26 protein-coding genes, 4 tRNA genes and 1 pseudogene are annotated in these 22,605 nt (G+C 43.8%); 10 read left to right on the top strand and 21 right to left on the bottom strand.

The window, feature by feature from the left end:
- Nucleotides 1-4 precede the first annotated feature (4 nt).
- From walR to dnaB, 8 genes are all read right to left on the bottom strand, one after another.
- Nucleotides 5-712: a cell wall metabolism DNA-binding response regulator WalR gene (gene walR, locus C1T29_RS24195; protein WP_003244363.1), complete on the bottom strand. Its 708-nt coding sequence runs from the start codon at nt 710-712 to the stop codon at nt 5-7.
- Nucleotides 713-1,096: 384 nt separating this feature from the next.
- Nucleotides 1,097-1,169 (bottom strand) — tRNA-Phe (locus C1T29_RS24200).
- Between the two features lie 35 nt (nt 1,170-1,204).
- A tRNA-Asp gene (locus C1T29_RS24205) sits at nt 1,205-1,281 on the bottom strand.
- 81 nt (nt 1,282-1,362) lie between these two features.
- Nucleotides 1,363-1,434: transfer RNA gene (locus tag C1T29_RS24210), tRNA-Glu, on the bottom strand.
- A gap of 9 nt (nt 1,435-1,443) precedes the next feature.
- Nucleotides 1,444-1,519: transfer RNA gene (locus tag C1T29_RS24215), tRNA-Lys, on the bottom strand.
- Between the two features lie 224 nt (nt 1,520-1,743).
- Nucleotides 1,744-3,036, bottom strand: coding sequence for an adenylosuccinate synthase (purA, locus tag C1T29_RS24220; RefSeq protein WP_014666093.1), 1,293 nt, complete (start codon nt 3,034-3,036; stop codon nt 1,744-1,746).
- A gap of 205 nt (nt 3,037-3,241) precedes the next feature.
- Nucleotides 3,242-3,661 (bottom strand): VOC family protein, encoded by a 420-nt coding sequence (locus tag C1T29_RS24225; RefSeq protein WP_095430981.1) that lies wholly within the window; start codon nt 3,659-3,661, stop codon nt 3,242-3,244.
- A 119-nt stretch (nt 3,662-3,780) separates the two neighbouring features.
- Nucleotides 3,781-5,145, bottom strand: a complete 1,365-nt coding sequence (gene dnaB / locus C1T29_RS24230; protein WP_003226923.1) for a replicative DNA helicase — start codon at nt 5,143-5,145, stop codon at nt 3,781-3,783.
- A 169-nt stretch (nt 5,146-5,314) separates the two neighbouring features.
- Between dnaB and C1T29_RS24235 the strand changes: the two genes are divergently transcribed.
- A complete protein-coding gene (locus C1T29_RS24235; RefSeq protein ID WP_014666095.1) occupies nt 5,315-5,515 on the top strand; it encodes a DUF2188 domain-containing protein in 201 nt (66 codons plus the stop codon).
- A 47-nt stretch (nt 5,516-5,562) separates the two neighbouring features.
- Here the strand turns inward: C1T29_RS24235 and C1T29_RS24240 are convergent, their stop codons facing one another.
- Nucleotides 5,563-5,766, bottom strand: a complete 204-nt coding sequence (locus C1T29_RS24240; protein WP_014666096.1) for a hypothetical protein — start codon at nt 5,764-5,766, stop codon at nt 5,563-5,565.
- A 120-nt stretch (nt 5,767-5,886) separates the two neighbouring features.
- Between C1T29_RS24240 and C1T29_RS24245 the strand changes: the two genes are divergently transcribed.
- The 3 genes from C1T29_RS24245 to C1T29_RS24255 all read left to right on the top strand — a co-directional run bounded on the left by C1T29_RS24245 (nt 5,887) and on the right by C1T29_RS24255 (nt 9,474).
- Nucleotides 5,887-6,027 (top strand): YycC family protein, encoded by a 141-nt coding sequence (locus C1T29_RS24245; protein WP_003242786.1) that lies wholly within the window; start codon nt 5,887-5,889, stop codon nt 6,025-6,027.
- Between the two features lie 72 nt (nt 6,028-6,099).
- Nucleotides 6,100-7,308, top strand: coding sequence for a CynX/NimT family MFS transporter (locus tag C1T29_RS24250; RefSeq protein ID WP_095430980.1), 1,209 nt, complete (start codon nt 6,100-6,102; stop codon nt 7,306-7,308).
- 105 nt (nt 7,309-7,413) lie between these two features.
- A complete protein-coding gene (locus C1T29_RS24255; RefSeq protein WP_103749128.1) occupies nt 7,414-9,474 on the top strand; it encodes an ArnT family glycosyltransferase in 2,061 nt (686 codons plus the stop codon).
- A 36-nt stretch (nt 9,475-9,510) separates the two neighbouring features.
- On the opposite strand, the gene rplI is transcribed toward C1T29_RS24255, so the two are convergent.
- The 4 genes from rplI to C1T29_RS24275 all read right to left on the bottom strand — a co-directional run bounded on the left by rplI (nt 9,511) and on the right by C1T29_RS24275 (nt 13,277).
- Entirely contained in the window at nt 9,511-9,960 is a 450-nt protein-coding gene (gene rplI, locus C1T29_RS24260) for a 50S ribosomal protein L9 (RefSeq protein WP_003226915.1), read from the bottom strand.
- Complete coding sequence (gene gdpP / locus C1T29_RS24265; protein ID WP_040081167.1) at nt 9,957-11,936, bottom strand: cyclic-di-AMP phosphodiesterase GdpP; 1,980 nt, start codon at nt 11,934-11,936, stop codon at nt 9,957-9,959. Before gdpP ends, rplI begins: the two co-directional genes overlap by 4 nt.
- A 36-nt stretch (nt 11,937-11,972) precedes the next feature.
- Nucleotides 11,973-12,902 carry a YybS family protein gene (locus tag C1T29_RS24270; RefSeq protein WP_103749127.1) on the bottom strand — a complete coding sequence of 310 codons (930 nt, stop codon included), beginning with the start codon at nt 12,900-12,902 and terminating at the stop codon, nt 11,973-11,975.
- A gap of 225 nt (nt 12,903-13,127) precedes the next feature.
- Entirely contained in the window at nt 13,128-13,277 is a 150-nt protein-coding gene (locus C1T29_RS24275) for a hypothetical protein (RefSeq protein ID WP_003226909.1), read from the bottom strand.
- Nucleotides 13,278-13,422: 145 nt separating this feature from the next.
- Here C1T29_RS24275 and cotF point away from each other — a divergent pair, with 145 nt between their 5' ends.
- Nucleotides 13,423-13,905 carry a spore coat protein CotF gene (cotF, locus tag C1T29_RS24280; RefSeq protein WP_014666104.1) on the top strand — a complete coding sequence of 161 codons (483 nt, stop codon included), beginning with the start codon at nt 13,423-13,425 and terminating at the stop codon, nt 13,903-13,905.
- Nucleotides 13,906-13,934: 29 nt separating this feature from the next.
- Here cotF and hypR read toward each other — a convergent pair whose 3' ends face one another.
- On the bottom strand, nt 13,935-14,312 hold the full coding sequence (hypR, locus tag C1T29_RS24285; RefSeq protein ID WP_014666105.1) for a transcriptional regulator HypR: 378 nt from the start codon (nt 14,310-14,312) through the stop codon (nt 13,935-13,937).
- A gap of 204 nt (nt 14,313-14,516) precedes the next feature.
- On the opposite strand from hypR, the gene C1T29_RS24290 reads away from it, so the two are divergent.
- The gene (locus C1T29_RS24290; protein ID WP_103749126.1) at nt 14,517-15,446 is read left to right on the top strand and encodes a manganese-dependent inorganic pyrophosphatase; all 930 of its coding nucleotides are present in this window, start codon (nt 14,517-14,519) and stop codon (nt 15,444-15,446) included.
- 32 nt (nt 15,447-15,478) lie between these two features.
- Here C1T29_RS24290 and C1T29_RS24295 read toward each other — a convergent pair whose 3' ends face one another.
- Together C1T29_RS24295 and C1T29_RS25025 are read right to left on the bottom strand one after the other, a co-directional pair.
- Nucleotides 15,479-15,925 (bottom strand): DUF6376 family protein, encoded by a 447-nt coding sequence (locus tag C1T29_RS24295; protein ID WP_069838302.1) that lies wholly within the window; start codon nt 15,923-15,925, stop codon nt 15,479-15,481.
- Nucleotides 15,926-15,936: 11 nt separating this feature from the next.
- Complete coding sequence (locus C1T29_RS25025) at nt 15,937-16,257, bottom strand: hypothetical protein (RefSeq protein WP_069838301.1); 321 nt, start codon at nt 16,255-16,257, stop codon at nt 15,937-15,939.
- 100 nt (nt 16,258-16,357) lie between these two features.
- Between C1T29_RS25025 and C1T29_RS24305 the strand changes: the two genes are divergently transcribed.
- Together C1T29_RS24305 and C1T29_RS24310 are read left to right on the top strand one after the other, a co-directional pair.
- Nucleotides 16,358-17,668 (top strand): MFS transporter, encoded by a 1,311-nt coding sequence (locus C1T29_RS24305; protein ID WP_103749125.1) that lies wholly within the window; start codon nt 16,358-16,360, stop codon nt 17,666-17,668.
- 158 nt (nt 17,669-17,826) lie between these two features.
- A complete protein-coding gene (locus C1T29_RS24310; RefSeq protein ID WP_095430975.1) occupies nt 17,827-18,564 on the top strand; it encodes a MerR family transcriptional regulator in 738 nt (245 codons plus the stop codon).
- A gap of 37 nt (nt 18,565-18,601) precedes the next feature.
- On the opposite strand, the gene C1T29_RS24315 is transcribed toward C1T29_RS24310, so the two are convergent.
- From C1T29_RS24315 to C1T29_RS24330, 4 genes and pseudogenes are all read right to left on the bottom strand, one after another.
- A complete protein-coding gene (locus C1T29_RS24315) occupies nt 18,602-19,390 on the bottom strand; it encodes a hypothetical protein (protein ID WP_095430974.1) in 789 nt (262 codons plus the stop codon).
- A gap of 67 nt (nt 19,391-19,457) precedes the next feature.
- Nucleotides 19,458-19,631: pseudogene (locus C1T29_RS24320) on the bottom strand (DUF4440 domain-containing protein); the annotation flags it as partial.
- 16 nt (nt 19,632-19,647) lie between these two features.
- Entirely contained in the window at nt 19,648-20,310 is a 663-nt protein-coding gene (locus C1T29_RS24325; protein ID WP_103749124.1) for an MBL fold metallo-hydrolase, read from the bottom strand.
- Between the two features lie 166 nt (nt 20,311-20,476).
- A complete protein-coding gene (locus tag C1T29_RS24330) occupies nt 20,477-20,929 on the bottom strand; it encodes a MarR family transcriptional regulator (protein WP_103749123.1) in 453 nt (150 codons plus the stop codon).
- Nucleotides 20,930-21,046: 117 nt separating this feature from the next.
- Here C1T29_RS24330 and C1T29_RS24335 point away from each other — a divergent pair, with 117 nt between their 5' ends.
- Together C1T29_RS24335 and C1T29_RS24340 are read left to right on the top strand one after the other, a co-directional pair.
- Nucleotides 21,047-21,493, top strand: coding sequence for a GNAT family N-acetyltransferase (locus C1T29_RS24335; protein ID WP_103749122.1), 447 nt, complete (start codon nt 21,047-21,049; stop codon nt 21,491-21,493).
- Nucleotides 21,490-22,095: a YczE/YyaS/YitT family protein gene (locus C1T29_RS24340; RefSeq protein WP_040081144.1), complete on the top strand. Its 606-nt coding sequence runs from the start codon at nt 21,490-21,492 to the stop codon at nt 22,093-22,095. The genes C1T29_RS24335 and C1T29_RS24340 overlap by 4 nt, the downstream gene beginning before the upstream one ends.
- A gap of 96 nt (nt 22,096-22,191) precedes the next feature.
- Here C1T29_RS24340 and C1T29_RS24345 read toward each other — a convergent pair.
- Nucleotides 22,192-22,605 (bottom strand): GNAT family N-acetyltransferase (locus C1T29_RS24345; RefSeq protein ID WP_231516527.1); only part of this gene is annotated, 414 nt, incomplete at its 5' end.

A 22,605-nucleotide genomic window follows, 5' to 3' on the forward strand; every position in this document is an offset into this window, starting at 1 on the left:
GGCATTAGTCCTGTTCTGGGTTTCTCAAGTAATAACCTACACCGCGGCGTGTGACGATCCAATTTGGATGGCTCGGGTTGTCCTCAATTTTCTCACGAAGCCGGCGGACTGTTACGTCAACCGTTCTGACATCGCCGAAGTAATCATAGCCCCAAACGGTTTGAAGCAAGTGTTCACGGGTCATCACTTGTCCGATATGTTTTGCTAAATAATGAAGCAATTCGAACTCACGATGAGTCAATTCGATTGTTTCATCTCGTTTTGATACAACGTACGCGTCAGGGAAGATGACGAGAGAGCCGATATGAATCTCGTTAGAGGAAGGCTCTTCCTCCGCAGGCGCTGTTGTCAGCTGGCGGCGCAGATTCGCTTTTACACGCGCCAGAAGCTCGCGTGTGCTGAATGGTTTTGTGACATAGTCATCAGCACCGATTTCGAGTCCGATAACCTTGTCAATTTCTGAATCCTTAGCCGTCAGCATAATGATTGGCATATCGTATTTCTTTCTGACTTCACGGCATACTTCAACGCCGTCTTTATTAGGGAGCATAATATCTAAAAGAATTAAATCAGGCTGAAGCTCTTCTACCATTTCAACGGCTTCGTTTCCGTCGTGGGCACAGTGCACCTCATAGCCTTCTTTTCTTAAGTTAAATTCCAATATATCTGCAATCGGTTTTTCATCATCTACTACAAGGATCTTTTTATCCATCATTTTGATTTTCCTCCTGCCGAATGACTTCATTTCATCTATATCTCATTCGTTTCGTCACTTAAGGCCCATGTAAAGAATGGGTCCTTGTCTATTATAACGGTTTAAGGGCAAAAGATAAAAAAAATAAAGGTTTAGAAAAAAAACACACATTTCACCTTTATCCGCCCATTGTTTATCTTTTGTCATGCTGGTCAACTTTTTTTAAAAAAGATAACTTTATTGAAACCTCCCCTCACAGGAGTGCGTCTTTATCAATGACGTCTTCTTCTTTGAACCGGCCGCAGGGCCGGTTCTCCCTTTTTCTTCTATTATAACATTCCTCATGTTTGCCTTTTTCCTATAAGAAAAAACGCACCTACGATTGCAGATGCGTTTGGTAAGTGGCTCGGGACGGAATCGAACCGCCGACACACGGATTTTCAGTCCGTTGCTCTACCAACTGAGCTACCGAGCCAAATGTTTTATTTTTCTCTACTAAGTAAAGTAAAATGGCGGTCCGGACGGGACTCGAACCCGCGACCTCCTGCGTGACAGGCAGGCATTCTAACCAACTGAACTACCGGACCTTACAGTAATTGCCCGGAGAGCTGTCGTGTCAGCTCTCACAGACAAATAAGGAATTTAGCAATAACGCTAAAGTAAATCAATGACCCGTACGGGATTCGAACCCGTGTTACCGCCGTGAAAGGGCGGTGTCTTAACCGCTTGACCAACGGGCCTTCACGAAATGGTGAGCCATGAAGGACTCGAACCTTCGACCCTCTGATTAAAAGTCAGATGCTCTACCAACTGAGCTAATGGCTCTTAAAGATGTCGGAATTTCTATAGAGCAAACGACTTAGATCTAGTTCTTATCTCGTACTCTATTGAAGCAGTTTCCGTAACAACGAGATTTATAATATCACGAACAAATAGAAGTGGCAATAACTTTTTTGGTTTTTTTTCATATTTTTTTCTCAGACCAACTTATATGCGGCTTTCAAACAAAAAACAAGCCCCAGATATAGGGGCTTGCAGGCATATTCTATTTAGTTCGCACGGTATACACTGCGAAGGACATTTGTTTGTGAACGGTCTGGACCGACAGAGAAAATAGAAAGCGGAATGCCTGTCAGCTGAGACACACGCTCAAGATAATGGCGCGCATTTTCCGGAAGCTCGCTCAAGCTCTTCGCACCTGTAATATCCTCAGTCCAGCCTGGCATTTCTTCATAAACCGGCTCACATTCAGCAAGTGCTTTAAGACTTGCTGGGAATTCTTCAATGATTTCGCCTTTGTAGCGGTACGCCACACAGATTTTCAACGTTTCAATTCCTGTTAAGACGTCAATTGAGTTCAGAGAAAGATCTGTAATTCCGCTCACACGGCGGGCGTGGCGGACAACGACGCTGTCAAACCAGCCGACGCGGCGCGGGCGGCCTGTTGTTGTTCCATATTCGCGTCCGACTTCACGGATTTGATCACCGATTTCATCTTTCAGCTCAGTCGGGAAAGGACCGTCTCCGACACGAGTCGTATATGCTTTTGATACACCGACAACGTGCTGAATTTTGGTCGGGCCGACACCAGAACCGATCGTGACACCGCCGGCAACCGGGTTAGATGACGTAACAAACGGGTATGTTCCTTGGTCGATATCAAGCATAACCCCTTGTGCGCCTTCAAATAATACACGGCGCCCTTCATCAAGAGCATCGTTTAAGACAACAGATGTATCGCAAACGTATTGTTTGATCTGCTGGCCGTACTCATAATATTCGTCTAAGATATCCTCAATTTTAAACCCTTCTGTCTCGTACATTTTCTCAAGCAGACGGTTTTTTTCTTCCAGATTGCGTTCAAGCTTTTCCGCAAACGCGTCACGGTCTAACAGATCCGCGATGCGAATTCCGATGCGGGCTGCTTTATCCATGTAAGCAGGGCCGATTCCTTTTTTTGTTGTACCGATCTTGTTAGCCCCTTTACGCTCTTCTTCCACTTCATCCAATTTCAAATGATACGGCAGAATGACGTGAGCTCTGTTGCTGATTCTCAGGTTATCTGTACTGACGTTGCGTTCATGAAGATACGCAAGCTCTGTGACTAATGCTTTCGGATCTACAACCATTCCGTTTCCGATGACACACGTTTTATCCTTATAAAAAATTCCAGACGGGATTAAGTGAAGTTTGTATGTGATTCCGTCAAACTTGATTGTATGCCCTGCGTTATTTCCGCCTTGATAACGGGCGATCACTTCTGCATTTTCTGATAGGAAATCTGTGATTTTACCTTTTCCTTCATCGCCCCATTGCGTACCTACTACAACTACTGAAGACATGTCCGTGCACCTCCGTTAACCTTTCAAAACGATTCTATTCAAACAAATCAAGTTTATCAGTGAAGAAACAGAAAGTCAATTGTAAATCCGAACATTAAATTATTGTAAATCTATATTCGTTCGCTTTCATTCGTTTTATAAGCGTTTTCTCACCATTTTGTCATAAAAAGCTTGTGAAACTTTCATCCTTTAGCATGAAAAAGAATTACTTGCCTGATAGCCCTTTTGTGTTCATAAAAACGATTCGCCAGCCGTCCGGATCCTCTATTGTCACGCCTCCATGGCTCCAGTAAGGATTCTCTGATTCAACCTCTTGATAGCCCATGTGCTTCAGCTTTGAAGTGATCGCTTTCAGTTCACCTGCATCCGGCACATAAAAAACGAGGAGGCTGTCGGGATGGGGAACTGGGGCGCCACTTTCCCCATCAAACTGAGTGAATTCCAAATGATAATCGGCATGAGGAAGGCCGAACATGACACCGTCATACCCGTTATGCTGTGAAAATTCACCTATTCGTTTCAAGCCCAGTCCCTCTTCGTAAAAACGAACAATCTCATCAAGCTGGCCTGTAGGACGCGCAATTCGGATTTGTGCTGCGTGAAAAGATGAAAAACGGTTTCCCATATTGATACCATCTCCTTTTTGCACCATTTTATTAAAACGCTTTCAAATTTTCATCCACAGAGCGGACGGTTTTTCTTCCGTCTTTCGAACGAAAAAACCCCAAGATCAGCTCTTGGGGCTTATGCGCCGGGCGGAACGCCTGCGTCATCAAAACGCCGTTCCAGGTTGACGAATTTGTTGTATTCTTTTACGAACGCAAGAGACACGGTTCCTACCGGGCCGTTACGCTGTTTGGCGATAATGATTTCGATAATATTTTTATTCTCGGTTTCTTTGTCATAGTAGTCATCACGATAAAGGAACGCGACAATATCCGCGTCCTGCTCGATACTTCCTGATTCCCGGATATCAGACATCATCGGACGTTTATCCTGACGCTGCTCAACACCCCGGGAAAGCTGAGAAAGCGCGATAACAGGGACTTGCAGCTCCCTGGCAATCGACTTCAGTTCACGGGAAATTTCTGATACTTCCTGCTGACGGTTGTCCTTTGAACGGCCGCTTCCCTGAATCAATTGCAGGTAATCGATCAAAATCATGCCAAGCCCGCTTTCCTGCTTCAAGCGGCGGCACTTGGCGCGGATTTCACTTACCCGAATCCCCGGTGTATCATCGATGTAAATCCCGCTGTTCGACAGGCTTCCCATTGCCATCGTCAGCTTGCCCCAATCCTCTTCGGTAAGGTTACCGGTACGGAGATTCTGGGCATTGATATTTCCCTCGGCACAGAGCATACGCATAACGAGCTGCTCTGCACCCATCTCAAGACTGAAAATCGCTACGCTCTCATCGGTCTTGGTCGCCACGTTTTGTGCGATGTTCAAAGCAAAGGCAGTTTTCCCCACTGACGGACGGGCAGCCACAATGATCAAGTCGTTGCGCTGGAAACCCGCAGTCATCCGGTCAAGCTCCGTAAAACCTGTTGGAATCCCTGTGATATCACCTTTTCGATTGTGAAGCTGTTCGATATTATCATAGGTTTGGACAAGGACGTCCTTAATGTTTTGGAAGGCACTCGTATTTTTGCGCTGTGCCACTTCCATAATCGTTTTTTCCGCTTCACTGAGTAAATCCTCGACCTCATCTTCACGGGTATACCCGTCTTGAGCAATCGTTGTCGCGGTTCTGATTAATCGGCGAAGAATCGATTTTTCCTCAACGATTTTCGCGTAATATTCTATGTTAGCCGCTGTCGGCACCGAGTTTGCGATATCTGTCAGATATGAAATGCCGCCTACTTCTTCCAGCAGGTCTGTGTTCGCAAGCTCTGAAGTTACCGTCACCAGATCAACCGGCTCACCTCGGTCACCGAGCACCAGCATCGCATTATAGATTTTTTGGTGGGACATTCTATAAAAATCATCTGGAATCAATACTTCTGAAGCCAGTGTTAAAGCAGACGGCTGTAAAAAAATAGCGCCTAACACGGCTTGTTCGGCTTCTATATTTTGCGGAGGAAGCCGATCATTCAGAAGGTCTGTCATGCTAAGCACCGTCCTCTCATTAAAAAATCTCCAACCTCCATTCTACCATTTCTACAGAAAAAAAATAGAAAAATTGTCTGTTTCCTATTTTTTTCAGTTAGCAGATTGGATCGTTTTGGACAGTAACAAGGCGGGAAAAATGCAATAAAACATAAGGGAGGAATGAAAAATGATTAAAAAATACGCGATTACACCGAATGTTGATGCGGATGGCTGGTTTATTGAGGTGGAGAATGTGGCGCCGACAGCTTTGTATACGTCTAAAGACGCCGCCATTGAAAAGGCCAAACAGGTGGCTAAGGAAAACAGTCCGGCAAAGCTTGTGATTTATGACCAGTTTAAAAATGTGGAAGAGGAACTCTCATTTTAGTGAATGAAAGCCTTCGCTGCAGCGAGGGTTTTTTAGCGGTTATCGGTTTATTTCATCCATTGAATGCCTATGTCCATCATCAAATCTGCCGCTTTTTGATACAGATCCCACTCCTCGAGCGAAGCAAATTTCCCCATCAGCTCCTGAAGCTTTAGTCTCACTGCTAAGTATTCTTCGAATGTGACAGCTTTTTCAGTGTCTATTTGGTGTTCCTTCAGCATTTGTTTTAATAAGGACAACGGTGCGTGCATAAGAGCCCTCCTTACCTCATTTATAACGGGCATTTTTCGATTGCTCTATTCCTTTGTTACATCTTCTTACATTTCACATTTGATTCTTGTACAATGGACAGAAGAGAGGAGGGATCTTTTGTGAGACCTTTGCAAATTTCTGCTGAAACTGCACAAAAGCTTGCAGAGTCCTTGAATCTGCCGCTTGAACAGATCATGCATATGCCTCAGCATATTCTGCTGGCCAAAATGGCTGAATTGCAAAAAGAGGACAAATCATAGCCTTCATTCACATACTTGCTTACCTGCTTCGGGATAATATGATGTATATGTTAGAAAAAAGGAGTAACTGCTTTGCCACATCCACAAAATAAAAAAATCCAATCATTTTGGCTGATCGCCGGCATTATCTTTATCGCCTTTAACTTACGGCCCGCGATCACTTCAGTCGGTCCGGTCATCAGCTCTATCCGGGCAGAGCTGCACATGTCCAATGGGGCAGCCGGGTTTTTGACCGCACTGCCGCTGCTTTCATTTGCAGTTCTTTCTCCGCTTGCGCCTAAGCTTGGACAGCGCCTCGGAAATGAGCGAACCTTATGGCTAGGTCTCGTGGTACTGTTGATCGGTGTTTTGACTCGTTCTATCGGCTATACTGCCGCTTTGTTTTTTGGAACGGCACTAATCGGAGTCGGAATCGCGATTGGAAATGTACTTTTGCCAAGCTTAATCAAACATAAATACCCTGAAAAGCCAGGGCTCATGATCAGCCTGTATACGACATCAATGAATATATTCGCTGCGTTGGCATCAGGTGTCAGCGTTCCTTTAGCGACCCAGATGAATGGCGGATGGAAACAAGCCTTTCTCTTATGGGGCGGGCTGGCTTTGCTTGCATTGCTGATCTGGATACCCCAGCTGCGCCATCGAGATACAGCAAACAAGGCAGTGAAGCTTCAAAACAGTTCCATTTGGGCTTCCAAAATGGCATGGTATGTCACCATCTTTATGGGACTGCAATCGTTTTTATTTTACAGCAGCATCGCTTGGTTTCCTGAAATTCTCCGTTCACACGGGATTGATACGGCAACAGCCGGGTGGATGGTATCACTCATGCAATTTGCGAGTCTGCCTTCCACTTTTCTGACACCGGTTTTAGCTGATCGTGTGAAACAGCAGCGCGGTATCGTTGCGGCGCTGGCCTCAGTTTATCTAATCGGCCTCTGCGGATTATTAGCGGGCGGCAGCCATACATTGCTTGCCATCTGGATGATCATTATCGGTATCGGGCAAGGCTCCAGCATTAGTCTGGCGCTCACTTTGATTGGTCTCCGCAGTGAAAATGCCCAGCAGGCCGCTGCGCTGTCAGGCATGTCTCAGTCATTCGGCTACCTGCTGGCAGCAGTCGGGCCAATCTTTGTCGGCTATCTCTTTGACCAGACGCATTCATGGACGATGCCGATTGTGCTTCTCATTGCTGCCCTGATCGTAATGGGGGCAGCCGGACAGGGAGCCGGACGAGATCGATACATTTTTCAGTCAGCAAAACAAAGAAATTCAGCATAAAAGCGGGGAAGATATCTCCGCTTTTTTCTTTGAATATTTATGATTTATTCATAGGTTTTTCATATTTGTTTTTTACAATGAGACACTATAAAGAGGTGAAAAACGATGAAAACCAAACGATTCGACGCAGCTCTTATTCTTATTTTGCTTACAGCGGCTTTTCTGAATATGTATAACATTTGGCAGGATGACACAGCAAACCAGTACTATTTGGCTGCTGTGAAAAGCATGACGCAAAGCTTCCACAATTTCTTCTATGCGTCATTTGACCCTTCCGGATTTGTCACAGTGGATAAGCCGCCTGTTGTGTTATGGGTTCAAACGATTTTCGCACTGATTTTCGGCGTTCACACGTGGAGTGTGATCCTTCCTCAGGCTCTCGCCGGAGTTGGATCCGTGTTCCTGCTCTACAGAATGATCAAACCGACCTTTGGAGTTGGAGCGGCCCGCATTGCCGCACTTGTCATGGCACTGACCCCTATCGCAGCAGCTGTCAGCCGGACAAACAATATTGACAGCATGCTTGTCTTTACCTTATTGCTCGGTTCAGCTTGCCTGCTTAAGGCAGTAAAACAAGGCAAGCTGGTTTGGCTGCTGACGGCATTTGCCCTAATTGGGCTCGCCTTTAATATGAAGATGATGCAAGCATTTATGGTCTTGCCTGCATTTGTGATATTCTACCTGATTGCTTCCCGGGTTGCTCTGAAGAAAAAAATCGGATCTCTGATTCTGTCTCTTGTCCTTCTCACAGGCCTCTCCCTCTCATGGGCGGTTGCAGTGGATTCGACCTCACCCTCCAGCCGGCCTTATGTCGGAAGCAGCCAGACCAACTCTGTGTTAGAACTGGCCTTTGGCTACAACGGCACCGAGCGTCTGCTTGGGCAAACTACGGGCCTGGCAAAGGGTGATATGAATGCTGCTGGCGGAGGGAACATGCAGAATCAAGACAACATACAAGCGCCAAATGGCAATGGTTCATCTTTTTCTCAGAACGGAAATCAATCATTCGGAACCCATTCACAGGCGCCTCAGCCGCCTAACGGACAAACCGGCGCTTCCAATGGAGGCGGAGGCACATCTCCCACAGGTGGCAACGGACCTGGAAGTGGCGGGCCTGGCGGTGGCGGCGGAAAAAGCATGAATATGTTCGGCACCGGTGATGCTGGACCGCTCCGTCTCTTCCAATCGGCACTTTCCGGCCAAATCAGCTGGATGCTTCCATTCGCATTGATCGGATTGCTAGGCGGAATCGTCAGCTGGTATCGTGATCGCCGCGGACAGGCTGCTGAAATGAAAGAAACGCTATTCTGGACGGCATGGCTCGTTCCTGTGGCTGGTTTCTTCAGCATCGCGGGATTCTTCCACCAGTATTACTTGATTATGCTGGCACCGCCGATTGCCGCGCTTTCTGGAATCGGCTGGCATTCGATGTACCGCTTATACAAAAACAATAAAGACTGGTCCAGCTATCTTCTGCCAGCAGCCGTTCTGATCACATCCGCGTTCCAGGTGTATATCCTGAGTGCTTATACAAGCCAAATCGGCAGTGTATGGATGTACGTACTGGGACTCTTAGGACTCGGGATCACCCTTGCACTTTTGATGCTTAAACGCAATCATCCGTTCAGTAAGCAACTGACCATCCTCAGCTTGTGCATTCTGCTGCTCACACCAGTCTATTGGTCAGCAACGCCGCTTCTATACGGAGGCAACAGCGTCCTTCCTGAATCCGGCCCGCAGCTCAAAAGCTCGGCAAACGGCGGGAACATGTTCTCTTCAGAGGTCGACAGCGGGCTCCTGTCCTATCTGAAAAAGCACAATACTGGCGAAGAATATTTATTTGCCACTTTGACAACCGTAACAGCTGCGCCATACATCATTAACGAAAATGAGTCTGTTATGGCAATGGGTGGGTTTAACGGCACGGATCCCATTCTGACTGTGTCCGAACTGAAAAAACTAATCAAAGAAGGCAAAGTGAAATACTTTCTTCTCTCAGAAAACAACTCAGGCAACAGCGAACTTGTTTCCTGGATTAAGAAAAACGGAAAAGAAATATCGTCTGAAGAGTACAGCAGTTCCTCCAGCAGCATAAACAGCGGCCTGCAAGGCATGGGAGGAGGACCTGGCGGAGAAAGCCAGCAAACTCTTTATCTCGTGGAATAAAAAAGAGGCTTGGATCAATCCAAGCCTCTTTTTCTATTAAGCTTCTTCTTTTACATGTACCTTTAACACTGCCTGCACCTCAGGATGCAGCTTCACAGGCACGTTTGTGTATCCTAATGCACGAATGCCGTCCGGCAGTTCAAGCTTCCGCTTATCTACTTTAATGTTATGGTCTTTTTGCAGCTGTTCAGTGATTTGCTTGCTTGTCACTGAACCAAATAAACGGCCGCCTTCACCTGATTTTGCGCTAAGTTCAACAGTCAGTTTTTCTAATGTCTCTTTCAAGCTCTTAGCCTGCTCAAGCTCGGCAATGGCTTCTTTTTTCTCTTTCTGCTTTTGTCCGTTTAGCGCGCTGATGTTTGACGCGTTCGCTTCAACCGCGAGGCCTTTTTTAATGAGAAAGTTATGCGCATAACCGTCTGCTACGTTTTTGACTTCACCTTTTTTTCCTTTTCCTTTTACATCTTGTAAGAAAATAACCTTCATCTCTGTACGCCTCCCTCAAAATACTCATCTATGGCGTGCTTCAGCCGTTCCAGCGCTTCAGAAACTGAAATGCCGGACAACTGCGTCGCCGCATTTGTTAAATGCCCTCCGCCTTCTAGCGCCTCCATGATGATCTGCACATTTACCTCGCCAAGTGACCGCGCACTGATACAAACCGTTTGTTCATCCCGTCTCGCCACCGCAAATGAAGCCTCAACCTCACTCATCGACAGCAGCGAATCGGCAGCCTGCGCAATCAGGACTTGATCGAAGTATTCCTCTTCATTTTCAGGAAGAGAAGCAATCGCAATGTTATCTTTATAGAGGACCGTATGCTGGATCAGCTTCGCCCGTTTAATATACGAATCAACGGTTTCTTTCAGGAACTTCTGCACCAGCACCGTATCGGCGCCTTTTGCCCTTAAATAAGAAGCCGCATCAAAAGTCCGCGAGCCCGTGCGGAGAGAAAAGCTCTTTGTATCCACTATTATACCAGCTAATAGGGCTGTTGCTTCAATCATATTGATTTTTAAGCGCTTCGGCTGATATTCAAGCAGCTCTGTCACCAATTCCGCTGTGGAAGAAGCGTATGGTTCCATATAAACGAGCAGCGGGTCTCTGATAAACTCCTCACCCCTGCGGTGATGGTCGATGACCACGATATGTTCAATTTTATTGACCAGCCGTTCCTCCATAACAAGTGACGGCTTATGTGTATCAACGATCACAAGGAGCGTGTCATCATTAGAAATTTCCATCGCTTCTTCAGGCGTAATAAATCTTGACCACAGCTCTTCATATTTTTTGATTTCCTCAATCAAACGCTGCACACTTGATCCGATTTGATTTGGGTCAATCACAATAAAGCCATCTTTGTTATTTGCCTGTGCCACCTTTAAAATCCCGATCGCTGCGCCGATAGAATCCATGTCGGGGAATTTATGCCCCATGATAATCACATTGCTGCTTTCAGAGACGATTTCCTTTAAGGCATGAGAAATGACGCGGGCCCGCACCCTTGTTCGTTTCTCCATTGGGTTTGTTTTACCTCCGTAAAACTTCACCTTGCCGTTTGGCAGCTTAATGGCTACCTGGTCTCCGCCGCGTCCCAGTGCTAAGTCCAAGCTGGATTGCGCCAAATCGCCAAGTTCTTTCAAGGAAGAGACTGAAGCGCCGACACCGACGCTTAACGTCAGCGCTACACCGTCAAATGAGGTTTTTTCCCGCACTTCATCAAGAATCGAAAACTTCGAATTTTCGAGTTCAGTTAAGATGTGTTCATTAAGCACAGCGATAAAGCGTTCTGAAGACGTCCGTTTCAAGAAGATCCCGTACTCCTGCGCCCAAGCGTTCAGCAGAGATGTCACCTGGCTGTTCATCGTGCTTCTCGTCTGGTCATCCAATCCTTGTGTCACATCATCATAGTTATCAAGGAAAATATAGGCCAGCACGGTTCTTTCGTTTTCATATAGCTTTTCAATCTGGATTTGTTCTGTAACATCAAAGAAGTATAAGAGACGCTCATCCCGTTTGATGACAACCCTAAACTTGCGGTCATTCAATGAAACCGTTTCCGATTCCACCTCTTGTTTGATCAGCGGCACTACCGATTCACAAGTATCGTAAAGTGATCTCCCCACTAAAGTGCTTTCATTAAAGCAAGAGGAAAGAAACGGATTTGCCCATTCTATATAATATTGGTCATTAAAAAGCATGATTCCGATCGGCATTTCCATCAATGCCTCTTCACCGACTTTTTTCAACCTGTAGGATAACGTTGAAATATAAGCATCTATCTCTTTTCGAATAAGAGAATCAGCACGTTTAATAAAAAACAAAATAACTGCCAGCAGCAGCACTTCGACGGCTCCTAATATCCAGTTAAAATAAAAGCTGATGAGGATTGTAATGATTGACAGAGCAATCAATGCATAGATGGGATACCGAAACAGCGGTTTTTCATAAAAGCTTGGCATTTCTATCACTCCCCACCATGTGAGTAAAACTCATGTTCACTTCACCTTATTCCTTATATGAAAGCCCATATCTAAGACGCCTAAAATGCGAATGACTGCCATGAATACCGGATGCACAAACCCGAGTACGACAGCAATCACAGCCGCAGCCTTCGGATATTGTTTCTTATGGCAATAGAAAAAGATAAATGATAAACCTTGGATAAAAATCAGAAACCCGAGTATAAACTCCCCATTTAAAGCGATAGAGTACAGCATTTGGCCTTTTTCTAAAGGCAAAAATGAAAGCATGACAATGATCAAATACAGCACTACAACACTTTGCGGAAACTTCAACTCTCTAAAAGGCTTTAGATTAGGAATATCGGGGGAGAATCGCCTTAAGAGCGGCTTAGCGATAAGGTAACTGAGGAAAGAAAAAATAGCTCCTACCATCACAATAGCTGTTGGAAAAAGATATTGAACGATACCCAATTGTTCTTCCATCAGTTTTAATTGCTTCTCAAACTGTTCAGCATTGCCCGACTGCTTCACTACAGTTTCTACAATATCAAGAGATTGCCGGTATTGTGTCATCGCCTCATCAATGATATTGATACCCAAAAACTGAATGCTTATCACAAAATAGAAGACAATACTAAGCATATAAATAAGCGCGCCCGAAATAATGGCGTTCCCGGGCTCTTTCCTTTTGAAAAAATGTCCCATGGCAATGCCGGCGCAAGCTGACATAAAAGCTACAATAAGTCCGTTAAAGGACCCAACAATAAAAACAACCGGAAGACTGACAGCGCCCATCCATATCCCTAACTTCAATCCATGTCTGATCGTATACAGGATCATTGGCAGCGGCAGTGCAAATAACAGAATTGTTCCAATCACAGGAACATAAACGACCAAAAGCGTGATGATCGCAAACAGACTGATTAAAATAGCACCTTCCATTAATGCTCTCGTTTGTTTCACTTAGTCACCTCGTATCATCTTGAACATACGAATAGAAAAGAGCAGCATAAACGACTGCTCTTTTTTCATCGCTGCAAACGCTTTGCACCGAATGTTTTTATATCATCTCTAAATTTTACTTTTATATTTTAACATAAGTCCAAATCGCAAGTAAAATGACGCTAATGTTTCATGTGAAACATAAAAAAAGGAAAAGACATTCTTGGAAAAGAATGCCCATCACCATTAATGTTTATCATCCATAAAGCCAGAAGATTCTTTGTTTTTCTTTTTCGTTTTTCTGACATACATAAAAATTAAGATCACCAGTAAAAGGGTTGTTGCTTGCAGAACGCCGCTGCTAAACAAGAAAAAGTTCTTTATCATGTCCCACATTGTATTTCACCTCTTTGTGCATGTTCTCAACCCGTAGCCTATATAAGGTGAATTTCCCTTTTTAAAAACTTCAAAACATCATGAACAACATTGAGCGTTGGGCATATGCTGATATGGAATCTGATTGATAAAGGAGAATTTTCACATGGATGAACGCAGAACATTGGCTTGGCATGAAACACTAGAAATGCACGAGCTGGTTGCTTTTCAATCAAACGGACTCATTAAACTGAAGAAAATGGTAAGAGAAGTAAAAGACCCTCAGCTCAAACAGCTTTACAACGTGTCTATTCAGGCCGTTGAGCAAAATTTGAGAGAGCTTCTTCCGTTCTTTCCACAGGCTCCGCACAGAGAGGATGAGGAAGAAGAACGCGCAGATAACCCATTTTACAGCGGTGACCTGCTCGGTTTTGCCAAAACATCTGTCCGCAGCTATGCCATCGCCATTACAGAAACAGCAACACCTCAATTAAGAAACGTACTGGTCAAACAGCTGAATGCTGCCATCCAGCTGCACGGCCAAGTTTATCGATACATGTATCAGCATGGATACTATCCGTCTTACAACCTTTCTGAACTGTTGAAAAATGACGTCAGAAACGCCAACAGAGCCCTTTCAATGAAATAAAACAAGCAGCAAAGGAGCTCCCTTTGCTGCTATTTTTGCTGATCCTTCAGCAAGCCGTTCGTACGATAAGATTCCAGCACATCTCTGTTGGATTCTCCCCATTCTTTCATTTGCAAAACAATCGGTTCAAGTGTTCGCCCGAATTCTGTCAGAGAATACTCAACCTTCGGCGGCACCTGTTGATAAACCTCACGATGCACGATACCGTCCGCTTCCAGCTCCCGCAGCTGAAGAGTAAGCATTCTTTGAGTAATATTCGGGCAGATTCGCCGAAACTCATTAAACCGTTTCTTGCCCTCTATCATGTGATAAAAAAGAATTCCTTTCCACTTTCCGCCAATGACATCTAGCGTAAATTCAACTGGACAGCCTTCTTTGTTCGGGTATATATTCTTTTTTTCACTCATTTATAACCCTCCAATAGTACCTTTTTTGATACTACATTACATTTTGCAACTAAGCTACCCAGTATTTTACACAGCTTTTCTCCTCAGCTCAAAGAAAATGCTTCTTATTCACATCAATTTTTAAGGGTTTGCATGATTACACCTGCAGCAAGACGTGTTAAACTATATAAAGATGACACTACTTAAAAAAGGATAGGAGCTATCATGGAAAAGATACTTATTTTCGGACACCAAAACCCAGACACAGATACGATTTGTTCTGCGATTGCTTATGCTGATTTGAAAAACAAACTCGGCTTCAATGCTGAGCCTGTCCGTCTTGGACAAGTCAACGGCGAAACACAATACGCGCTTGACTATTTCAAACAAGAAAGCCCGCGCCTTGTTGAAACAGCTGCAAACGAAGTAAACGGCGTTATCCTGGTTGACCATAACGAACGCCAGCAAAGCATCAAAGACATTGAAGATGTTCAGGTTTTAGAGGTTATCGACCATCACCGCATCGCTAACTTTGAAACAGCTGAGCCGCTTTACTATCGTGCTGAGCCTGTAGGCTGTACAGCTACGATCTTAAACAAAATGTACAAAGAAAATAACGTGAAAATCGAGAAAGAAATTGCCGGCCTGATGCTGTCTGCGATCATTTCTGACTCACTGTTATTCAAATCCCCAACTTGCACGGACCAAGACGTAGCAGCAGCAAAAGAGCTTGCAGAGATCGCTGGCGTAGATACTGAAGAATACGGCTTGAACATGCTGAAAGCAGGCGCTGATCTAAGCAAGAAAACAGTGGAAGAGCTCATTTCTCTTGATGCGAAAGAATTTACACTCGGCAGCAAGAAAGTCGAAATCGCACAAGTAAACACAGTGGACATTGAAGATGTGAAAAAACGCCAAGCTGAATTAGAAGCTGTGATCTCAAACGTTGTGGCTGAGAAGAATCTTGATCTGTTCCTTCTTGTTATCACAGATATCTTAGAAAATGATTCACTTGCTCTTGCAATCGGTAACGAAGCAGCGAAAGTGGAAAAAGCGTTCAACGTGACATTAGAAAACAACACAGCTCTCTTAAAAGGCGTTGTGTCCCGTAAAAAACAAGTCGTTCCTGTCTTAACTGACGCAATGGCTGAATAATCAAAAAGCATCCCGTGTCGGGATGCTTTTTCTTATTCACCCAGCTTTTCAATCTGTCCCATCACATCAGTGATTTGCTTTGCGTTTTGGACCAGATCTGACTGCTCCAAATCTTCAAGCGATACATTGCCTTCCTCCACTTGTTTCAACACCTCTTCAGCGCTTTTCTGCAAGGTTTCGTTATGCTCCTGAATGGTTTGATGAATCTCCGTTGCAGCATCAGGCGGTGTTAATTCATTAAAATCAGCGGCAGCCTTCTGAATCGACTCAAGCTGCGCTTCAAGGTTTTCTTTCGCCTCGGTGTCATTTACAGCTTTCTCAGCCAATTCAGGCGCTTCCTCTGCAAATGTCTTCACCTTCTCCACATACCCCGCTGCCTCACCCGTATAGTTCAATCCGTCGTTCACCTGATCAAGCATGCCGCAGCCGCCTGCACTCAAAAGACCCACTCCGGCAAGTACTGTCAAAATAATCTTCATTGTCAGCCTCCTCATCGTTTCTTCTTCATTTTTTCTTTTAAGATCGGAATCAATTTCTCTTTCGCTAACGGCAGCCCTTTCCTCACCAGTTCACGCTTCAGCCACTTTTTCAACGTAGACATCCTGACGCTCCTCTCCCGTTTTGATAAAAATGAAAAAAACTCCACCAATTTGGTGAAGTTCCGAAACAAAAAGACCTTCACCAAATCAGATTTGGCAAAGGTCTCGCTAACAATTAGATTGCCAGCAAAGCCGAGGACATCTTGTCCCGTAATGACGACTTTACTGTGAAAGCTACTCCCCTTTGGAGTGTTCATTTTTATTACTTTCATTCTAAAGCACCCATCTGTTCCAGTCAAATTCCTTCCGTTTACATAAAAGCGCGCTGTGGTATTTAAAATTTGAATGGTTTTTCCACCAGGAGATCATGCTATGAAAGAGGAGGTTTTCATCATGAGTCAAGAGCGCGTGAAACGGCCTGGGCATACCAGATGGTACATATCTTCGTTACTTAGCGGCATTATTATTCTTAATTATTTTGACCGAGTGGCCATCTCTGTAGCGGCACCTGCGATACAAGATTCGTTTCACCTTACTGCAACTGAACTCGGCATCGTATTTTCCATTTACACCTATTCCTATACACTGATGCAGCTGCCTGTCGGAAGTTTGCTGGACCGATTTGGGGTGGCATGGGTCACAAGGGTTGGAATGACAATATGGAGCATTTTAACGATCCTTCTTGCTTTTTTACAGGGAAAATTGCTGCTGTATCTGTTCCGGTTTCTCATTGGGCTGACGAGCGCCTCTGCATTCCCTGCTGCCTCTAAGGCAACCGCTCTATGGTTTCCTCCAAGTGAGCGGGGATTGGCAAATTCACTGTTCGATTCAGCCGCCAAGTTTTCAAACGTCATCGGAGCGCCATTGGTCGCCTTTCTTGTCACAACGTTTGACTGGCGTGTCGCCTTTTTGACGATTGGATGCATCAATGTGCTGTTTACGATCTTTTTCTGGCAGTATTATGAACAGCCTGAACGGCACAAACGCATTTCTAAAAGTGAACTCAACTATATTCAAAAACACAACACCATTAATACAGAGCAAATCCCTTACAAAACGGGTCCGCTTTTAAAAAAGCTTTTCACCAACCGCAAAGTATGGGGCTTAATGATCGGATTTACAGGGTACGGGTATACATTCAATCTGCTGCTCACCTGGCTTCCGACTTTCTTTAAACATACATACGGGATGGATCTCATGTCGTCCGGTTTATTTACAGCTGTGCCGTGGCTGATTTCAACCATTTCCGGAATCGCCGTCGGCGGCTGGCTCGTCGATTATTTTATTAAGAAAGGCTATCCTAACACCAAGGTGTACCGAACCGTAATCATAGTCGGGATGAGCTTCGGCTTTTTCTTTTTAGGCTCCATTCTGACGAACAATATTACCGTAGCGATTATTTGTATTTCCATCGGGCTCGCTGGAATTTCTGCTACCGCTCCGGTTGGCTGGTCCATCTCCGCTGAGCTCGCGCCGATCGGTTCCGTATCCATGCTGAGCTCGATGGTAAACCTCGCAAACAACCTGTTCGGAGGCATTATTGCTGCATCACTGACAGGGTATTTGTTTGATGTGACAGGCTCCTTTACGCTTAGCTTTCTGGTAGCCGGTTTTGTACTGTTGCTAGGCTTGGTTTTTTATGTGTTTGTATTAGGGGATGTAAAACGAATTAAACTGGAATAAAGAGTGCTTGCAGAAAGCACTCTTTTCTTTGAATCCGTCTGGTTTGATCTTCTTTCTCCCACATTCACTAGGCTGTCTTCGGACGAAAACACCACCATTTTATCCTTGACTCCAACCAAAGGTAAGGCCTCATAGTGAAAGAAGAAAGGAGGAGTCGGATGGTGAAATTAACAGTAAAAGAACTATCCAATATTGCGAATGTCACAATCAAAACGCTTTATCATTACCACAAAATCGGTTTGCTGGCCCCAAAGGAAATAAGCGAAGCCGGATATCGGTACTATGGTGCTGCCGAACTAAAAAGACTGCAGGAAATCCTTTTTTACAAAGAATTAGATATTCCTTTATCAGAAATCAAAACATTACTAAATGAGGATACTAAAAGAACAAGTACATTAGAAAAACAAAAAAAGCTGTTTGAAAAGAAAATTGAAAAGTATCAGCGTCTCATTCAAACAGTCAATACATCTTTAGAATACACGAGAAAAGGCGAAAACATGGATCATAAGGTAATGTTTAAAGGATTTGAAAGCGCTGAAGAATGGAAACAATCTTTAGCAGAACAAAATGGGCATTTAAAAGAGCGTTACGATTTTGAATTGGATACACATACAATCAATGTCGATGAAATGAACAAAATGGCAATAGAGGCTAAACATTTTCTTGATAGGATGGCTGATTTTTTAAGAAACGGTGTAACGTATCATGACCCTTCCGTGCAAGAGCATGTCATGAATCATCTTAAGTTCCTAAATCAGAACGGGCATCCGACAAGTAAAGAAGATTACGTAAAACAAACACGTTTTTTTATGCAAGATGATTTCCATAGAGGAATGTTAGAAGAGCAGCAAACCGGTTTATCTTATTATTTAGTTGTCGTTGCAGAACACCTGTAGTGTTTTGTCACCCTTTTTAGGGTGGCAGCCATCAGGATTACGAGACAGCACTGCCAACAATCGAAACATTCTGCCGGTCAACGGCAAAACGCCGTCCGTTCCATTTCAATACGGTTTGAACATATCCCAATGAGTCGGCGTTATACCTTCCCGCTATCCGCTGGTACGCCAATAATTCGTATACGCCGTCTCTGTCAAAATCAACCGGATACAAGCCCGATAAAGGATTCACCCATCCTTCTATCGGCATTTTTAACACACCTTGGCTGTTATAAATCTCATTCAGATATTCCCTGCCCTTGTAAGTAAGGTCGAGGATATACTTTTCGTTTTGCTGATGACTGATGACGCTCGCTTTATATTGATTTTGATACGTCACACTGTACGTTAATTCATCATTCAATACATCTGAATTGAAAATTCGCCGGAACTGCCTGTTTAGATAGGCAAACACATATGCATAAATAGCACCGCCGCTTCCCCCTGTGTCCATTACCACTGCCACATCCTCAATCTTGTCGCCTGTCATATCCCCCAGAAAAAGTGACGGATTGTATCCCATATTGTTTTGAAGCTGAATCTGCTGCTCCTGATGGGTTCTGCCATCACGGATCACCAATGTGATATTTCTCCATAACGGGCTGCCGGGCATTTGATTTCCAGTTAGAAAGACCTCGTCAATAACGCCGTCTCCCGTTACATCGCCGCGGGTAGATGCAATAATTGCACGTGAGGAGACAGGCTGCCGAAATACGTATGGATGTTGAACAAGTCCTCTGCTTTCATAAAACCAATAAGGAGCCATTCTGATGTCATACAAATTCAATTGTGTCACCTTCCCTAATCAGCTGAATGAATCATTATATGCAGGAATGGCACATCAAAGACATATCTTACACACCAATTAAATCAGTACCATATGAATTATCGATTACACAAAGCCACTCGTCTTTCGCATTCTTCTTAAAGACATAGGTTGCCCTTCTTCCCATCGCATACTCGGAGTCCTTTTTATCCGAATCAAGCAGTGTCTGAGAAAGAACGAGGACAGTGTCACCTGCTTCCAGTTCTATCGCTACTGCATTAATCCCTATACCTTACCACATAGTTTTTATACAATTCATCGTTATAAAGAATTTCTTCGCCATGTGAAGAGCAAATGAGCGTTGGTTTGATTTGATCTATGATTGAGCCGCTATCGATGTTCTCATTTATATCAACACTGAATCTTCTTATAGGTGGGTGTAAATCCTCCTTACTTGTGATAAAAAGATCACCCGTTAATAGCGTACGATCGATTTTATGATAATACACGACATGCCCCGGGGAATGTCCGGGTGTTAAATCATATTGCAGAGGCAGGTGAGCAAGCGTTTGCTCTGTCAGCGGCTGAACAATATGGGCTACCCCTGTGTTCTCTGCTTCATTTTTGTTTGGATAAGGCGCTTCTCCATTGATATATATAAGTTCTTTCTGGTGGGCATAAATCGGAAGATCAAATCTCTCTAACCATTTTGATGCACCTCCGATATGATCACTGTGGCCATGGGTAAGCAAAATGGCTTTTGGATTGCCGATCGCTAACGCTGCCCTAATTTGAGCATCAGCAAAACGTTCTATCCCCGTATCAACAATATAAACATCATCGCCATCTTTAATAAACCAAGTATGAACCGGGACACGAAGGGGAACATCAAGCTCAAATTCACATTGAAAGACATGTTCTGATAGTTGTCTCAAGTTCATCAAAACCACTCCCTTTGGAAATTTCTTGCTATCATTACTGTAATACAAATCAATTCAATATGTAACTACGCACATTTTTGTAACTTGCATTGTGAAATGATCGAAACAGGAAATTGGCCCTTTCCGGACTCATATTTGCTTCCGTCGATAAGGTACATTTTGCACATTAATAATCCCTTTTGTTCCCCTTCTTCACATACTCCCAATCACGTTCTACATTTTTCCTTACTCTCTGAAGGAGTGCAGAAATGGTTTCCTTTTCCTCATGTGTAAAACCGGACAAAGCGACTTCCGTAGAATGTTCTCCTTCTCTTCTTAACAAGGGATACACCTTTTTCCCTTTCTCAGTCGGAAACAATTTTTTTATTTTTTTATTTTGCTCATCTGGCAGTTTTTGAATAAACCCCTGCATTTCCAGCTTCTTAATGGCCCGCGCAGCCGTTGTCCGGTCCACTTTTATCATTTCTGCCAATTTTTCTTGAATCATTCCCGGATTTTCGTATATGCGTACGAGATAGAGATACTGCCCTCTTGTTAAGTCCAAATCTTTAAATTCGATATTGCTTATGGAATCCAACGCTCTTGCTATCATGCCGATTTCACGCAAAATATCATTCATTCTAAAACCCCTCACGTATTTTTGTTGTAATTACAACAAAACTGTTTTAACCTTACTATTATAAGACCACATGCATGCTGGACAGTCCAGACTAATATCAGAAAAGGATTGATTTAGATGAGTATAAAAAGAATAACAACTGAAGCGGATTTACATGAAGCTTTAAAGATTAGAAGAGGCGTTTTCATTGAGGAGCAACATGTTTCTGAAGCCGATGAGTTCGATGAATTTGATACGCTTCAGGAACAATGCCAGCATATCTTGGTATATCATGAGAATCAGCCTGTCGGCACCGGACGCGCACGCATCGTTGGCCATACAGCAAAGCTGGAAAGAATCTGCACCCTAAAACCTTACCGTAAGTACGGATTGGGGAAGATCATCGTAAGCGGGTTAGAGGAAATCATGAAAGAAAAAGGACTGACTTCATATAAGCTGCATGGTCAAACACAAGCGGCAGGCTTTTATCAAAAACTGGGCTATCAGACTTCTTCACAGGAATTTATGGAGGACGGCATCCCTCACGTCTTGATGACAAAAGAAATATCGCGGAATATAACATGAAATATATGTATTACGGAATAGGCATACTCATATTAAGTTTGGGCATTTCCTTAACCATACAATCAGGACTGGGCACATCACCCTTCGATGCCCTTTTGGTTGGTCTGTCAAAAGAAATCGGTCTTACCGTAGGAAGCTGGGAGGTCCTTATTTCTGTGATCCTCTTAATCTGCAACGCTATATTAACGAGAAAAAAACCTATTTTGCTGGGCTTGATTACAGCATTCATTACTGGAATAGGCATTGACCTATGGTTGTTTGTTGTAAAAAACACCATCTATCTAAACGCGTTGTTAAGCAAACTGATTTGTTTCGGAATTGGTTTGGTGCTCATCGGTCTTGGAACAGCCATCTATCTTCAGACAAAATTCGCATCAACACCGATCGATCATTTAACACTTATTATCCGAGATCTCTCCAAAAGAACAATCTTGTTTTCAAGAACATTGGTATACGCTCTTTTCTTAGTATTAGCCATCATCTTTAAAGGCCCTATCGGCATCGGAACCCTATTAACCGTCTGCTTAGGAGGAATGCTCCTTCACGTTTTTATGCCTATTGTGGAAAGACATTTCTTATCAAAGAATAGAAGAGGTTATTAAGAAACCTCTTCTCGATCCAAAAAACGAAACGCAAAACAAGCCCCGTTTCGTTCGTCAATTCTTTATCTCTGGTACTGTTGAGATTTTTATAATCAATTAAAATTTATAGTACCAAAAAATCGCAATTTCATTTGCTGTTGGAAAGTTGGAATAAAGCATCGTATCAACCGCACCTATTATAAAGTGATGTTTGGCATAAAAATGACAAGCTGAAACATTAATATCTTGGGTTTCAAGCATAAGACCACAAAAATGATTCTCCTTTGCCCACTCAATCGCTTTATGTAATAATGCTGTTCCAACACCTTTTTTTCTATAGTCTTTTGCCACGGCAATGTCCTCTATTAGTGCATACCCATTCCAGTTAGAACGGATCTTAATCCGGCCAATGCAGTTGTTTTCAAGATAATATAAAAAAGCCGCTTTCCCCTCTTCCATTGCATCGAAAGTCCACCCCATTCCGGCAATACATAACAATTTACGACGAGAAAGTACCGTTGGTTCTTTTGC

The organism is Bacillus sp. MBGLi79 (genome assembly GCF_002953915.1).